The sequence below is a fragment of the Ruegeria sp. HKCCD7221 genome (assembly GCF_013031225.1).
Lineage (GTDB): Bacteria > Pseudomonadota > Alphaproteobacteria > Rhodobacterales > Rhodobacteraceae > Ruegeria.
Genome location: NZ_WPZE01000001.1, coordinates 662,394 through 675,416, shown reverse-complemented (window position 1 = coordinate 675,416; position 13,023 = coordinate 662,394). Strand labels below are relative to the sequence as shown.

At 55.5% G+C, this 13,023-nt stretch carries 13 protein-coding genes; 9 read left to right on the top strand and 4 right to left on the bottom strand.

The annotated features are described in order from the left end of the window. Position 1: 1 nt before the first annotated feature. Both GOX73_RS03295 and GOX73_RS03290 read right to left on the bottom strand, forming a co-directional pair. Positions 2-1,546: a trimethylamine methyltransferase family protein gene (locus GOX73_RS03295; RefSeq protein WP_171123132.1), complete on the bottom strand. Its 1,545-nt coding sequence runs from the start codon at positions 1,544-1,546 to the stop codon at positions 2-4. A gap of 124 nt (positions 1,547-1,670) precedes the next feature. Then, on the bottom strand, positions 1,671-2,120 hold the full coding sequence (locus tag GOX73_RS03290) for a GNAT family N-acetyltransferase (protein ID WP_171121263.1): 450 nt from the start codon (positions 2,118-2,120) through the stop codon (positions 1,671-1,673). A 91-nt stretch (positions 2,121-2,211) separates the two neighbouring features. On the opposite strand from GOX73_RS03290, the gene guaA reads away from it, so the two are divergent. The 9 genes from guaA to GOX73_RS03245 all read left to right on the top strand — a co-directional run bounded on the left by guaA (position 2,212) and on the right by GOX73_RS03245 (position 11,482). Continuing rightward, positions 2,212-3,771, top strand: a complete 1,560-nt coding sequence (gene guaA, locus GOX73_RS03285; protein ID WP_171123130.1) for a glutamine-hydrolyzing GMP synthase — start codon at positions 2,212-2,214, stop codon at positions 3,769-3,771. Positions 3,772-3,867: 96 nt separating this feature from the next. Next, complete coding sequence (locus GOX73_RS03280) at positions 3,868-4,773, top strand: DMT family transporter (RefSeq protein WP_171123128.1); 906 nt, start codon at positions 3,868-3,870, stop codon at positions 4,771-4,773. Between the two features lie 124 nt (positions 4,774-4,897). Beyond that, positions 4,898-6,028 (top strand): OmpP1/FadL family transporter, encoded by a 1,131-nt coding sequence (locus tag GOX73_RS03275; protein WP_171134783.1) that lies wholly within the window; start codon positions 4,898-4,900, stop codon positions 6,026-6,028. 98 nt (positions 6,029-6,126) lie between these two features. Next, positions 6,127-7,023, top strand: a complete 897-nt coding sequence (locus tag GOX73_RS03270) for a DMT family transporter (RefSeq protein WP_171123124.1) — start codon at positions 6,127-6,129, stop codon at positions 7,021-7,023. Positions 7,024-7,072: 49 nt separating this feature from the next. Beyond that, positions 7,073-7,945, top strand: coding sequence for an ATPase (locus tag GOX73_RS03265; protein ID WP_171123122.1), 873 nt, complete (start codon positions 7,073-7,075; stop codon positions 7,943-7,945). A gap of 39 nt (positions 7,946-7,984) precedes the next feature. Further along, a complete protein-coding gene (gene metA, locus GOX73_RS03260; protein WP_171121257.1) occupies positions 7,985-8,902 on the top strand; it encodes a homoserine O-succinyltransferase in 918 nt (305 codons plus the stop codon). Next, complete coding sequence (locus tag GOX73_RS03255) at positions 8,886-9,845, top strand: alpha/beta fold hydrolase (RefSeq protein ID WP_171123120.1); 960 nt, start codon at positions 8,886-8,888, stop codon at positions 9,843-9,845. Before metA ends, GOX73_RS03255 begins: the two co-directional genes overlap by 17 nt. Before the next feature lie 49 nt (positions 9,846-9,894). After that, on the top strand, positions 9,895-10,764 hold the full coding sequence (ppk2, locus tag GOX73_RS03250; protein ID WP_171121255.1) for a polyphosphate kinase 2: 870 nt from the start codon (positions 9,895-9,897) through the stop codon (positions 10,762-10,764). A gap of 103 nt (positions 10,765-10,867) precedes the next feature. Continuing rightward, a complete protein-coding gene (locus GOX73_RS03245) occupies positions 10,868-11,482 on the top strand; it encodes a TetR/AcrR family transcriptional regulator (RefSeq protein ID WP_170384099.1) in 615 nt (204 codons plus the stop codon). Here GOX73_RS03245 and GOX73_RS03240 read toward each other — a convergent pair whose 3' ends face one another. Both GOX73_RS03240 and GOX73_RS03235 read right to left on the bottom strand, forming a co-directional pair. Further along, a complete protein-coding gene (locus tag GOX73_RS03240) occupies positions 11,483-12,541 on the bottom strand; it encodes an adenylate/guanylate cyclase domain-containing protein (RefSeq protein ID WP_171121254.1) in 1,059 nt (352 codons plus the stop codon). Continuing rightward, positions 12,538-12,906 carry a group 1 truncated hemoglobin gene (locus GOX73_RS03235; protein ID WP_171121253.1) on the bottom strand — a complete coding sequence of 123 codons (369 nt, stop codon included), beginning with the start codon at positions 12,904-12,906 and terminating at the stop codon, positions 12,538-12,540. Before GOX73_RS03235 ends, GOX73_RS03240 begins: the two co-directional genes overlap by 4 nt. Positions 12,907-13,023: the final 117 nt, after the last annotated feature.

Sequence of the window (13,023 nt, the reverse complement as noted above, 5' to 3'; positions counted from 1 at the left end):
CTTAGGTAAAGGCGTCCGGCATGGATGCCTTTTTCTTTTCAATGTACTCGTTCAGAGCGGCATGGACGCCTGGGTCGAGCTGAGGTTGCTGATAGTTGGCCAGCAAGTGTTCGACCCGCGACGTCGCCAGTTGACGCGTGTCACGACCGCCCTCGTCTTCCCAGGTTTCGAACGGCTTGTAATCCAGCAGATCGGACTTCCAGAACGCCTCTTTGAAGTTGGCCTGCGTATGAGCGCATCCCAGATAGTGTCCTCCGGGGCCGACTTCGCGGATCGCATCCATGGCCTGCGCGTTTTCATCATAGGCCACGCCTTTGGCGATACCGTGCAGAACGCCCAATTGGTCGGCATCCATGACGAACTTTTCAAAGTCGGCCACCAGACCGCCCTCCAGCCAGCCGCAGGAATGCAGCATGAAGTTCACACCGGCCATCAGACCCATATTCAACGAGTTCGCGGTTTCATACGCGGCCTGTGCGTCCGGCAGTTTTGAGCCGCAGAACGAACCCGCCGATCGGAACGGCAGCCCCAGACGACGTGCCAGCTGGCCCGCGCCGTAGGTGACCATAGACGCCTCGGGTGTCCCAAAGGTCGGCGCACCCGAGTTCATGTCGATCGACGACACGAACGCACCAAAGATTGCAGGCGCACCCGGACGGATGATCTGGCTATAGGCTACACCAGCCAGAACTTCGGCCAGAACCTGCGTCAGCGTTCCAGCAACCGAGACCGGAGCCATCGCGCCACCCACAATAAAGGGCGAAATGATGCAGGCCTGATTGTTGGCCGCGTAGACTTCCAAAGAGCCCATCATCACATCATCGAAGGTCATCGGCGAGTTGATGTTGGTCAGCGACGTCATGACCGTGTTTTCCTGCACGAATTCCTTGCCGAACAGGATCTCGCACATCTCAACCGAATCCTGCGCACGGCTGGGATCGGTCACCGAACCCATGAAAGGCTTATCCGACAGGGTCATATGCGCCATCAGCATGTCGAGGTGACGCTTGTTCACCGGGATGTCGGTGGGTTCGCAGACTGTCCCGCCCGAGTGATGCAGCCACTTGGACATATAAGCCAGCTTCACGAACTTGTTGAAATCGTCCATGGTCGCATAGCGACGACCACCCTGCGCATCACGCACGAAGGGCGGGCCATAGACCGGGGCCAGAACCAGATTGCGGCCACCGATGACCACCGATTTCTCGGGGTTGCGGGCGTGCTGGGTGAACTCGCTGGGGGCGGTCTTGATCAGCTCGCGCGCAAGACCTCGGGGGATGCGGACGCGCTCGCCATCCACATCTGCACCCGCATCCTTCCAACGCTCCAGTGCGGCGGGGTTGTCGACAAAGTTGACACCGACCTCGGCCAGAATGGTTTCGGCGTTGGTTTCGATGATCTGCAACGCTTCTTCGTTTAGAACTTCGAAGTTCGGAATATTGCGTTCGATGTATTTTGCCGTTTCGATTCGTACCGCGGTGCGCTCGGCGCGGCGGGCAGCGCCACCGCCACCTCTCGCCCTGCGCCGGGTGTTTGCCTCAGCCATGTGAAGATCCCGTGTGTTGGTTGGTTTGAGAATTCTGTTACAGGAGCTGACAGGGGCAAAGCATATAAAATACGGCGCTACAGGTGAAAAAGCGACATTTCCGTTGAGCGCACCAGTTAGCTGATTAGGGCGACTTTGATATAGACTTACCCAATAGTAATCTGTTTTCGCTTTGTTTTTCCACGTTCCAACCCAGATGTTGGTACATGGACACCGTGGAATGCATCAAACGGTGAGTCCGCAGCGTGAGGCGCGATATTCCCCTGTCGCGCGCAACGCTTTCGGCTTGGTCCAGCAATCGTCCCGCGATCCCTCGGCCTTGTGCGTTGGGTGCCACCGCAAGATTGAATATCATCACTGCATCGTCCACTTGCCCAAAAACGATGTATCCAACGATTTCAGCATTCATCTCGGCCACAACCCCGCCATGGGACCGGATGTCATCGGCCACACCCCCTGTTACATCCGGCAGATCCGGAATATCGCGCAATGCGGGTGCATAAGCGGCGGCGAGACAATTCGTGACCTTGCCTACATCAGCAAGAGTGGCTTTTCGCAACGTGATCTCTGACATGTAAGATCCTATTGGCGTTATCCTGAGGCACAATTGCACAAATGATGTCATTGCGCTTGCACATGCAAGGCTTGCGACCTAATAGCCAACCATGACCCAGGACACCCATGACCGCCTTCTGATCATCGACTTCGGCAGCCAGGTAACGCAGCTTATTGCGCGACGCCTTCGTGAGCTGAACGTCTATTGCGAAATCCACCCCTACCAGAATGTCACGATGGACTTTGTGCGCAAGATGGCGCCAAAGGCTGTGATTTTCTCGGGCGGCCCCGACAGCGTAACGCGCGAGGGTTCACCGCGCGCCCCGCAAGAGATTTTCGACTATGGCGTGCCGATTTTGGGCATCTGCTATGGCCAGCAGGTGATGATGCACCAATTGGGTGGCAAGGTCGAAAGCGGCCACGGCACTGCCGAATTCGGTCGTGCTTTTGTCACACCCAAGGGCAAATTGGACATTCTAGATGGCTGGTTTTCCGAGGGTGACGAGCAGGTCTGGATGAGCCACGGTGATCACGTCAGCGAAATCGCACCGGGTTTTGAGGTGTTCGGCACCTCGCCCAACGCGCCTTTTGCGATCACTGCCGACAGCACACGCCACTTCTATGCCGTTCAGTTCCACCCCGAGGTGCATCACACCCCCAAAGGCGCGAAACTGTACGAGAATTTCGTCAAACTGGCCGGGTTCAAGGGTGACTGGACGATGGGTGCCTATCGTGACGAAATGATCCGCAAAATACGCGAGCAGGTGGGCGACAAAAAGGTCATCTGCGGGTTGTCTGGCGGCGTCGACAGCTCGGTCGCTGCGATCCTGATCCATGAGGCGATCGGAGATCAGTTGACCTGTGTGTTCGTCGATCACGGCCTGCTGCGCAAGAACGAGGCCCAGGAAGTCGTCGGCATGTTCCGCGACAACTACAACATCCAACTGATCCACGCTGACGAAAGCGAGTTGTTCCTTGGCGAACTCGAAGGCCAGTCCGACCCCGAGACTAAGCGCAAGATCATCGGCAAGCTGTTTATCGACGTGTTCCAGAAACATGCCGACACCATCGACGGGGCCGAGTTCCTGGCGCAGGGCACGCTCTACCCCGATGTCATTGAATCGGTGTCCTTTTCCGGCGGCCCATCGGTCACGATCAAGTCGCACCACAATGTCGGCGGCCTGCCCGAGAAAATGGGCCTGAAACTGGTCGAACCCCTGCGCGAACTGTTCAAGGACGAGGTCCGCGCTTTGGGCCGCGAACTGGGCCTGCCATCCAGCTTCATCGGCCGACACCCCTTCCCCGGCCCTGGTCTGGCGATCCGTTGCCCCGGTGAAATCACCCGCGAGAAACTGGACATCCTGCGCGAGGCGGATGCCGTCTATATCGACCAGATTCGCAAGCACGGCCTTTATGATGAGATCTGGCAGGCTTTCGTGGCCATCCTGCCGGTGCGCACCGTGGGCGTGATGGGGGACGGACGCACATATGATTACGCCTGCGCGCTTCGGGCAGTGACGTCGGTGGACGGCATGACCGCCGATTATTACCCCTTCACCCACGAATTCCTTGGTGAAACCGCCACGCGGATTATCAACGAGGTCAAAGGCGTCAATCGGTGCACATATGATATCACCTCAAAACCACCCGGAACGATCGAGTGGGAATGAAACAAAAAGCCGGGCTCTGTCCCGGCTTTTTTATTTAACTTCACCCAGAAACCCATAGGTTTCATGTCAGAAACCACGATTCCTTCAGGCTGGTGAATGGACAGTAGTAAACCTCAGATCGGAAAGGCTGCGCTCTGGATGACGGGGGCCATTGCGTCCTTCTCGTCAATGGCAATCGCGGGCCGTGAGTTGAGCGTGACGCACGACACGTTTGAAATCATGTTTTACCGCAGCCTTGTTGGAATCGTCGTCGTGTCCTTGGTTCTAACTCTGTCCGGCACGTGGCATCACGTTACAACCAAGCGCATTGGCCTGCATTGTGTGCGAAATGTCATGCATTTCACCGGGCAAAACCTGTGGTTTTTTGCCGTTACGGTCATTCCTTTGGCGCAGGTTTTCGCGCTTGAGTTTACGCAACCGATCTGGGTCATTCTTCTATCTCCTTTGCTACTGAGGGAAAGGCTGACAACCGTAAGGGTAATGTCGGCACTTATCGGGTTCGCGGGTATCCTGATCGTCGCCCGCCCCGGAGCCGCCCCCCTGAGTACTGGCCTGATTACTGCAGCTCTTTCAGCGGTGTTCTTTGCACTCACGACAATATCGACAAAGAAACTAACCCAATTCGCAAGTATTGGATGCATCATGTTCTGGCTGACTGTCATTCAGGCCATTCTGGGTTTGGTGGCATCTGGGATAGACGGGCAGATCGCTATGCCATCGGCACAAACGGCTCCTTTTTTGCTGCTGGTTGGTCTGGCGGGGCTGCTTGCCCACTATTGTATAACGAACGCTTTGGCGATTGCTCCGGCGACTGTCGTGGTGCCTTTTGACTTTGCGCGGCTGCCGACAATCGCGATCGTCGGTATGATTCTCTACCAAGAACCGCTTGACCAATGGACCCTTCTGGGCGCTGCCGTGATCTTCTCAGGTATCTTTATGAATGTTCACGCCGAAAATCGTAACCGATTAGCAACACTCCCCGGCCACCAGCCAAACAAGTAACGCACCGTCACCTGTTGACGATAAGGTAAAGCGTCAGAGAATAACGAGCATCATGTAGGTGGTCAGCCTTATCCACTCAAGCACTAGTGCTGACCGAACAAGTGACCTTTGAGGGAGGAACTAGATGAAAAAAGCGCTTCTACAGGCGTGCGCTGTGTGCGTTGGTGCTACAGGGGCCTATGCTGGCGGCTTGGACCGCAGCGGCCAGGGCGTCAACATTCTGTTCGAAGAAGGCAATGTTGTTCAGTTGCGGCTTGGCTACGCTGACCCGGACGTGAGCGGGTCGCAGAATGGCGTTCCGTCCGGCAACGTGGCAAACAGCTTCTTTTCGCCGGGCCTTGCGTACAAGCATTCGTTCAATGACCGTCTGGATTTTGCGGTCATCTACGACGAGCCGTTCGGTGCGGATGTCAGCTATCCCAGCGCCTATCCGCTGTCGCAAAACCCGCTTGCTATTGCAGGCGGACGCAACAACGACGTCCTGCGCGCCGAAGCTGACGTAGACGCAATTACTGCGCTGCTTCGCTACAAGTTCGATGGCGGTTTCAGCGCCATTGGTGGTATCCGTGGCCAGCGTGCAGATGCGTCCGTTGCGGTCCCTGCTGCTGCTGGGTATTCGTTTGATCCCGGCGCCGAAGTTGACTTCGGCTATGTTGTCGGTGTCGCATGGGAACGCCCTGAGATCGCGGCGCGTGTCTCGCTGGTCTACAACTCGAAGATCACGCATAACTTCAGCGGCAACGAGACTTTCAACCTGGCACCTCCGCCGGTTCCAGTGCCTTTGGTTTCGGTTCCGTCCGAAACCGAAGTCGAAACGCCGCAGTCGGTCAACCTGGACTTCCAGACGGGTGTTGCACCTAAAACTCTGGTCTTCGGTTCGATCCGTTGGGTCGACTGGCCACAAACCGTTCTGGCTCCGACAAACTATGTTACAATTACCGGTTCGAACCTTGTGGATTACGAAGAAGATACCTTCACCTACACGCTGGGCGTAGGCTATCAGTTCTCCGAAGCATTCTCGGGGGCCGTTTCCGTTGGTTACGAACCTTCGACCGACGCCTTGGTCTCGAACCTGGGCCCGACTGACGGGTTCTGGAGCCTTGGTCTGGGCGGCACCTACTCGTTCGAGCAGGCGCAGATTTCGGGCGGTATCCGCTACACCGACATTGGTGATGCGACGACCACCACCGGTGGTCAGTTCTCGGGCAACTCAGCCTGGAGTGTTGGTCTGCAGTTGACCTACGCTCTGAACTGATCGAGCGTCAAACGATCTGAATAGAGGCCTCGCCAATCGGCGGGGCCTTTTCGCATGTTTCGGGTCGCGTTTCTTTTGGCTGAATGCGAAACATCAGCATGGCACCGCAGAAACGCATATCCACTCAGGCTTGGGCCGAGCTTTTGTTGCTTGGGCTGATCTGGGGCGCATCCTTTGTTTCTATCAGGATTGCGCTGGACACCATTCCCGTCATGACTTCGGTTCTTCATCGTGTCCTGTGGGCGATGTTGGCACTTTGGATCGTCGTATGGATCAAAGGCACAAGAATCCCGACTAACCCGCGTATCTGGGGTGCGTTTCTGGTTATGGGGCTTCTGAATAACGCGATACCCTTTACCCTGATGGCATGGGGACAATTGCATATCGAAACGGGCCTGACTTCGATCCTGAATGCGGCGACAGCGATCTTTGGCGTATTGATCGCGGCCATGTTCTTCAAAGATGAAAAACTGACTCAAGGTCGTGCCCTGGGCGTGGGGCTGGGCTTTACGGGCGTGGCGATTGCTATTGGGCTTAACAACTTCACCAAATTCGATCTGCAAAGCGCCGCACAACTGGCGATCATCGCTGGCGCAATCTCATATGCATTGGCCGGTGCATGGGCCCGAAAGACTTTGTCTGGCCTCTCACCGATTGTTGCGGCAGCGGGAATGCTTACAAGCTCAACCATCGTTATCCTGCCGATAACACTTGCAGTTGATGGTGTTCCATCGTTGGCGTTGCCCACATCAACTTGGCTGGCCATCTCGTATTACGCGCTGATTGCCACGGCGGGCGCATATCTGTTGTATTACCGCGTACTGGCCATGGCAGGTGCTGGAAACCTATTGCTAGTAACCCTCATAATCCCGCCCGTGGCGATTGTTTTGGGCGCAATCCTTCGGGATGAAACCTTGCAGCCTCAGGCCTATGCGGGGTTCGCCGTGCTCGCGCTGGGGCTGCTGATACTCAACCGCTCATCCACTCCTGATTGACGCCAACCCCTGCCCCATTTAGCAAGGTTGCAAAAAGGGATAGCGGACCATGATCTACAGCTCGGCAAAAGAGTGGCGCGAGGCGGCAAGAAAGAAGGTGCTGTTTTTCGGCATGTCGGGCCTTGGCAAGACCTATGTGTCCAATGTGCTGCGTGATTCTGGCGACTGGTTCCACTACTCGATCGACTACCGAATCGGAACGCGATACATGGGCGAGTACATCGCAGACAATGCCAAAGCGCAGGCCATGAAGGTGCCGTTTCTGCGCGACCTTCTGCTGTCGGACTCAATCTATATCGGCTCGAACATCACGTTTGAAAACCTAACTCCGGTTGCCGCTTATCTCGGCAAACCGGGTGATCCGGCGCTGGGCGGGCTGGAACTGTCAGAATATCGCCGCAGGCAGGAACAGTTTCGCATGGCCGAGATTCACGCCCTTTTGGATACGGAATACTTCATCGACCGCGCAGAACGCCTGTATCAGTACCCTCATTTCATTTGCGACACGGGTGGTTCGATCTGTGAGTGGGTTGATCCAAACGACCCTCGTGATCAGGTTCTATCCGAATTGTCTCGCCAGACGCTGATGATCTGGCTAAGGGGCGACGAGGAACATACAGCCGAGCTGATCCGCCGTTTTGACAAAGCCCCCAAACCGATGTCCTACCAGCCCGAATTCCTTACACGGGTCTGGGAGGAATATTTGGATGAAAACGGGTGCCAGCCCGCGCAAGTTGACCCGGATGCCTTCGTCCGATGGACCTATGCGCGCGCGCTTGCACATCGGCAGCCGCGCTATCAGGCGATGGCCGACAATTGGGGCGTATCCATCTCGGCGAAAGACATGCACGACGTCAGAGATGCCTCTGATTTCGACGAGTTGATCGAACGCACCCTTGAGACACGCCCAAACCGCGCTTAACTATCGCTCTTACACAATAATTCCAAAGGCTAGCACCTGATGCCAATCAAGATTCCCGCCGACCTGCCCGCATTTGACGTCCTTACCAATGAGGGCGTCATGGTCATGGCCGAGGATCAGGCTATGCGTCAGGATATTCGCCCCTTGCGCATCGGGCTGTTGAACCTGATGCCCAAGAAAATCCAGACGGAAAACCAGTTCGCCCGCCTGATCGGCGCGACCCCGTTGCAGATCGACTTGTCGCTGATCCGCATGACCGAGCATCGGACCAAAACCACAGCAGCCGAACACATGGCCGAGTTTTATCGCCCGTTTCAGGAGGTCAAGGATCAGAAATTCGATGGCCTGATCATCACTGGCGCACCAATCGAACATCTGGAGTTTCAGGATGTGACGTATTGGGACGAAATTAGCGAAGTGTTCGACTGGACACAAACCAACGTACACTCGACCTTTGGCGTTTGCTGGGGCGGGATGGCGATGATCAACCACTTCCATGACGTCAAGAAACACATGCTGGACGCCAAGGCGTTCGGGTGCTTCCGGCATCGAAACTTGGATTCGGCCTCGCCGTTTCTTCGTGGATTTTCAGACGATTGCGTGATCCCTGTCAGCCGCTGGACCGAAATGAAACAGGATGAGATTGACAGTGCTGAGGGACTGAAGACCTTGCTGGGCAGCGAAGAAGTTGGTCCCTGCCTTGTCGAGGACCCCGCGCACCGCGCAATCTACATTTTCAATCACTTCGAATATGACAGTGACACGCTAAAGCAAGAATACGATCGCGACGTAGCGAGTGGCGCGCCCATCAATGTGCCAAAGAACTACTATCCGGATGACGATCCAAGCCAATCTCCGCAGAACCGGTGGCGTAGCCACGCGCATCTGCTCTATGGCAACTGGATCAATGAGATCTATCAGTCGACCCCATTCGATATGAATGCAATTGGCCGTTAAAACCGTCATAACCCTCGGGCTGTTCCTATCCGGCCTTACACTATTGACGGCTTGGCGCGCGTCACAAAACGAAGCGCGCGCCGAAGCATCCTTCCCGCCCGAAGGACAGATTGTCGATGTGGACGGCATCCCAATCCATGCGGTCGTGATGGGGCAAGGCCCGGATGTGGTTCTGATCCATGGGTCCAGCGGGAATACGCGAGATATGACGTTTGCGTTGGCTCCGATTTTGGCTGAAAACTTCCGGGTGATCGTTTTTGACCGCCCCGGTCTTGGCTATAGCGGAAGCATTAACCCCGACGGGGAAACGATTGAAGAACAAGCGGAAATCCTTCAGAAAGCTGCCGCGCTGCTTGGCGCAGACAAACCGATTGTTGCCGGTCAAAGTTACGGCGGTTCAGTCTCGCTTGCCTGGGCCGTTACACGTCCGGACAATATCGCGGGTTTGGTCCTGATCGCCCCCGCCGCGATCCCGTGGGAAACCCCGCTGGATGGGTTCAACAGGCTCGCGTCAACTTCGGCAGGCAACACACTGGCTTTGCCTTTGATCAGCGCATTCGTACCGGACTGGTATGTAGAAAAAGCGCTTGATCAGGTTTTTGCCCCTCAGTCCGCACCAGACGGCTACGCCAGCCACTTTGGGCCCGGCCTGACCATCCGCCGCGCTTCGATGCATGCAAACGCCAAACAACGCGCAAACCTTCTTGAAGAAATCCGCGCCCTGCAACCGCGTTACAAAGACATTTCCGTTCCGACCGAAATCGTGCATGGAACTGCGGACGACACGGTTGGGCTGGATTGGCACTCCGAGCGCCTGATTGAACAAATTCCCGACGCCGAGTTGATCGAACTGCCCGGAATTGGACACATGCCACAAGTGGTCGCCGCGCCTGAAGTGGCCGAAGCCATCGACCGGGCGGCTCAACGGGCGGGTTTGCGTTAAAGCCTCGGCTAATCCATAGTAGGAATTGGATTTTATCGAGAGGTAGTTCATGGCCCGGTCTGAAAAAGGTTCCATCGAAAAGTACTTCCGCAAAGACGCTCCAAAGGACGTTCGATCCGCTATCGAGAAAGCAGATAAGGATGACATCCTGAATCCCAGCTTTCCATATGACGAGCGAATGAAGCGCAAAGAATATGAAAAACAGATGGAGGCGTTGCAGATTGAATTGGTCAAGATGCAATCTTGGGTGAAGGAAACCGAACGCCGGATCGCTATCATTTTCGAAGGGCGCGACGCGGCGGGCAAAGGCGGCACGATCAAACGCTTTCGGGAAAATCTAAACCCTCGGGGTGCCCGAAACGTCGCCCTTAGCAAACCGTCGGATCAAGAACGCAGCCAATGGTATTTCCAACGATATATCCCGCACCTGCCCGCAGCTGGAGAAATCGTGTTCTTCGACCGAAGTTGGTATAATCGTGGTGTCGTCGAGAACGTATTTGGGTTTTGCACCCCGGAAGAACGCGAAAGGTTCTTTCGACAGGTTTTGCCGCTGGAAACCAGTCTGATCAACGACGGTATTCATCTGTTCAAGTTCTGGCTGAATGTGGGACGGGCCGAGCAGCTTAACCGGTTCTTGTCCCGCGAGACTGACCCGTTGAAACAATGGAAACTCAGCCCGATTGATATTCTGGGGCTTGGTAAATGGGATGAATACAGCCAGTCCATCTCGGAAACCCTAACGCGCAGCCACACCGAACAGTGCCCTTGGACCATCGTACGATCGGATGACAAGAAACGTGCGCGCCTTGCCGCCATTCGAACCGTTCTACACGCCTTGGACTATGACGAGAAAGACGTCAAAGCCATAGGCGAGGTCGACACGAAAATCTGCGGCGGCCCCGAAATCTGGGATTCGTGATGAAATTCACGTGTCTCCAACGCGATAGACATTGGACGAAGGCGCCAACTCGGATTATGTCAAGTTTCGCCCATTCACGACAACAAAGGCACCTGACCCAGGGATGACGAAACGCGGCTATCACCACGGCAACCTCAAACAAGCCCTGATCGAGGCCGCTTTATCCCTGATCGAGGAAAAAGGCCCAACGGGTTTTACCCTGTCTGAGGCCGCCAAAACCGCCGGGGTGACGCCAGCGGCGGTCTACCGGCACTTTCAGGGCCGTGAAGACCTGATTGCCGAAGCAGCCAGACAAGGGTTCGAGATGTTTGCGGACCTCATGCAGTATGCCTACGACAAGGGGCAGCCGTCGGCACTTGCTGCGTTCGAAGCAACGGGGCGCGCCTATCTTGCATTTGCGCGCAAGCACCCGGGCCATTACATCGCGATGTTCGAAAGTGGCGTTTCCATCAACCGCACGCCTGAACTTTCCTTGGCTGCCAACCGGGCAAAAAGCGTATTGGAAAAGGCAGCAGCGGACTTGTCGCAGCACATACCACCTGAAAAACGCCCTCCAGCCTCCATGTTCAGCGCCCATATTTGGGCCATGAGCCACGGTGTCGTGGAACTTTATGCAAGAAACACCGGTGCAACATCGCCCTTCCCTCCCGAAGACTTACTGGAGTCGGGAATTGGCATTTATCTCAGGGGTTTGGGATTGGTGCCGCAAGACGACTGATCAAAACACCGACCTTGGCTGCGGCAAGCTGAGGCCAGAGGTTACGTTAATCAGATCCATTTCCCCCATCCCCTTGATGTCCACACGTCCCAGCTCCGAGACCTGAAATTCATCAATCAGGGCGTACTTCATATCCTCAGGCGCAACAATATTCATAGGGTTAGCAAAGACTTGCAGCCGCGAGGCGATGTTTACCGCCGGTCCGAACACGTCGTAGACATATTTCTGAATCCCGACAACAGAGCCCACTGCAGGCCCCATTCCAAGCCCGATGCGGGCCTGCCATTTATGAGGGTGGCTTTCGTTGCGCCGTTCCAGATAACGCAGGAATCTAACCGCACAATGCGCAACCGCCGTCGCGTGATCTGGGGTCGCGTCCGGCATCCCGGACACGGCAAGGTAGGCGTCCCCGATTGTTTTGATCCGCTCGCATCCGAATTGCTCGACGATCCGGTCAAAGGCCGTGAAAATGTCGTTCAACTCGCTCAACGTGACTGTGGGATCTGTTTTCGCAGCGAAATCCGTGAAACCGACGAAATCCAGCATGACCACTGAAACCTGATCATAAAGCTGCGGCGTGACAACGCCGAAGGTCTTGAACTCTTCATACACCGCGCGCGGCATCAGGTTCAGCAACAGACGCTCGACACGCTCTTTTTCACGCTCCAGTTCACGTGTGTTACGCTCGACCATTGTCGAGTAGCTGTCGATCATGCTCTCCAACTCGCGGATGCGCGTGATGTTCTGGTATTCAACAACCAGCAACTGCTCTTCCGAACCATTTGCCAGAGACACGGCCATCGCAAAGACCAGAGTCCGGCGCTTTGGTTTGATCTGCATTTCGACCGAGTAGCGCAGACCCGATTGTTTGACGTCATCCAGCTCGCGCGGGTCCAGATCGGGGAACATATCCAGCAATGTCTGCCCTTCGGACGGTGCTCCGAACCATTCGGAAAAGGGACCATTATAGAATACAAACCCAAGGTCCGAGGCCCGCACAACGGCAATCCCCACTCCAATTGCCCGCAGCAATTGTTCATTTATCGCCAGAATGCTCATGCTGCGTTGCGCGTCACGATGATTGCGCGCTTGGATTCAATGGCATTCAACGCGATCTTGATATGAGCGTCCTCCATACCGTGCATTTCCAAAGCCTGGCCGAACAAATCCGCCATTTCGTCAAAATCAGCATGAGAAATATTCAGGTGCCGATGAACGGCCTCGATCCTGTCATCGCTGAACGACGCCGGGCCGCCCACAAGCGAAGAAACAAACTTGGTTTGGTGATCAATCAGGCGAGGCATGTCAATGTCTTCGAAATGATCTCCGATCTGGTCGGAATCCAAAGCCATCTCGTAGAACGTCATCACGATCCGGCTGATCGTTTTGAAGCCGCCATAGCGTTCATAAATCGTCTGACTCATACCAAAAACCCAAGTGCCAATTGGAAACAACACCGCGAGGTTATATCAAAATGGTAGTTTTGTTAACGCTTATAGGGCAAATGACCACGTTCGGTGCAAATGGCGCTGCAATCGTTG

Bases quoted from the DNA above. Each gene is read 5' to 3' on its own strand.
- GOX73_RS03280 (WP_171123128.1), top strand. From the start codon at position 3,868: ATGGACAGTAGTAAACCTCAGATCGGAAAGGCTGCGCTCTGGATGACG.
- GOX73_RS03235 (WP_171121253.1), bottom strand. From the start codon at position 12,906: ATGAGTCAGACGATTTATGAACGCTATGGCGGCTTCAAAACGATCAGC.
- GOX73_RS03265 (WP_171123122.1), top strand. From the start codon at position 7,073: ATGATCTACAGCTCGGCAAAAGAGTGGCGCGAGGCGGCAAGAAAGAAG.
- GOX73_RS03275 (WP_171134783.1), top strand. From the start codon at position 4,898: ATGAAAAAAGCGCTTCTACAGGCGTGCGCTGTGTGCGTTGGTGCTACA.
- GOX73_RS03290 (WP_171121263.1), bottom strand. From the start codon at position 2,120: ATGTCAGAGATCACGTTGCGAAAAGCCACTCTTGCTGATGTAGGCAAG.
- GOX73_RS03295 (WP_171123132.1), bottom strand. From the start codon at position 1,546: ATGGCTGAGGCAAACACCCGGCGCAGGGCGAGAGGTGGCGGTGGCGCT.
- ppk2 (WP_171121255.1), top strand. From the start codon at position 9,895: ATGGCCCGGTCTGAAAAAGGTTCCATCGAAAAGTACTTCCGCAAAGAC.
- GOX73_RS03270 (WP_171123124.1), top strand. From the start codon at position 6,127: ATGGCACCGCAGAAACGCATATCCACTCAGGCTTGGGCCGAGCTTTTG.
- GOX73_RS03255 (WP_171123120.1), top strand. From the start codon at position 8,886: ATGCAATTGGCCGTTAAAACCGTCATAACCCTCGGGCTGTTCCTATCC.
- GOX73_RS03245 (WP_170384099.1), top strand. From the start codon at position 10,868: ATGACGAAACGCGGCTATCACCACGGCAACCTCAAACAAGCCCTGATC.
- metA (WP_171121257.1), top strand. From the start codon at position 7,985: ATGCCAATCAAGATTCCCGCCGACCTGCCCGCATTTGACGTCCTTACC.
- guaA (WP_171123130.1), top strand. From the start codon at position 2,212: ATGACCCAGGACACCCATGACCGCCTTCTGATCATCGACTTCGGCAGC.
- GOX73_RS03240 (WP_171121254.1), bottom strand. From the start codon at position 12,541: ATGAGCATTCTGGCGATAAATGAACAATTGCTGCGGGCAATTGGAGTG.